Annotated in this window: 1 protein-coding gene; it reads right to left on the bottom strand. The window is 74.1% G+C overall.

Annotated elements, in window-relative coordinates:
- On the bottom strand, window positions 1–1,387 hold a 1,387-nt coding region (locus tag PLL68_RS14935; protein ID WP_324535444.1), incomplete at its 3' end, for an SWIM zinc finger family protein.
- Window positions 1,388–1,588 lie beyond the last annotated feature (201 nt).

Here is a 1,588-nt window from a genome sequence, read left to right as displayed (position 1 = left end):
GCACCTGCGGGATCAGCCGCTTCGCCCGGGCCACCACGTGCCAGAGAGGGGTGAACGCCGCGACGACGTCAACCCTCAGCAATGCCTCGACCAGGGCCCGCTCGGCACTGCGATCGCGCATCGGGTCCGGTTCGTCGGAGTCCAGTGGAACGAGGACACCACCGTCGACGGAGCCGTAGCGCAGCCCCCACTCCAGCAGCGCGCGGTGGCCGGGCTCGAAGGTGACCTGCAGCGCCAGCCGCGGCGCGACGGCATCCGGGATTTCGAGGTCGGGCGAGAGGCTCTTGACCCGGGCCAGGCGCCGCAGCGCCGGCAGGTGCGTCACCGTGAAGCGCGCCCAGTCGGCGTCGGGGACGTCGATGACGCCGAGGTCGAGGAGTCGCTGCCGGGCGCTGTCGAGGGGTTCGGCGAGGCCGCCGAGGACGAGGGTGTCGTCGTCGCGCACCCAGAAGCCGGTCGCCGGCTGACCGACGAGGTGGGCGCCCCCGTCGGCCGTCGGCAGGTCGAGCCGAGGGTGCAGGGCAGCCCCGTCGTCGGTGCGGGTCACCTCGACGACGAGTTCGGCCGGAGCCGCTGCGAAGGCGACGTGGCCCTTCTCGGCCGAGTCGGTGAGCAGCCTGACCCCGGCCCGGTCGGCAGCCCGCAGCAGCGAGACCCACCCGGGGCCGAGGTGGTCGAGCAGGATCGCGTCGGGCATGCGCCCGTACCCGAAGGCCCGCACCGAGCGGCGGTGGGCGTCGGCGATGGCGGTCAGCGCGTCACGGTGCTCGTCGGCGAAGAACGCCCGGCCGTAGCCGTAGTAGCCGCCAGCGAACGACTCCCACGACACCCCGGTGCGGATCCAGCCGCCGCGGGCCCCCGGCACCACCGGCCGCAGCCGCAGCTGGTCACGCCCGGCGACACCGCGCTGGGAGACGGGCAGCGGTTCGACGAGGATGCCCAGCGGGGTGTGGTCGGGCCCGGTGTCGCCGGGTTCGAGGATGCCGCCGAGCGCTCGCTCCCACGGTGGCGTGGGGGTGGCCGGCTCGGGGTCGTCGGGCGCCCCGACATGGGCGTAGGTCTCGCGGACCTCGACCGCCACGGCCACGCAGTGCTTGCAGTCGCCGGCCATGGGGCACGAGCAGTGGCTGGCCCAGCGACGCAGCTGGTGCGGCCCTGCCTCCGGCCCCGTCAGCGGCGTCAGCGTGATGCTCGTCGTGTAGACGGCACCCCGGCTGCCCCCGACCCACCCGGTGGCCTGCAGCCCGTCGTCGCTCAGCTCGACGTCGACGACCGCGCCCTGGTGGGCGTACGCCAGGCCGCGCGCCACCGTGACGGTGCCGCAGAGCGCGTCGAGGTCGCGGTTGGTGAGGTCGGCGATGCGTGCGACCCGCAGGACTCGAGCCACCGGCCACCTCCCACACGATTCATCCCGGGCAACTGGTCCCCAGTTGTTGACAGCCCCACCGTATGTGCTCCGGCCGACACCCGAGGACCGTCATCCACAGGCAGCCGCGCGTCTACTCTCGACGGCCGGGGAGCACGGAGCCCGCGCGCGCGGCCAACGCCGCGCTCCGTTCGCGGATGACGTCGTCACATGCGTCGAGGA

Source organism: Ornithinibacter sp. (assembly GCF_035443565.1).
Lineage (GTDB): Bacteria > Actinomycetota > Actinomycetes > Actinomycetales > Dermatophilaceae > Fodinibacter.
Note: the sequence above shows the minus strand (reverse complement) of the source record. Positions and strands in the feature narration are given on the sequence as shown.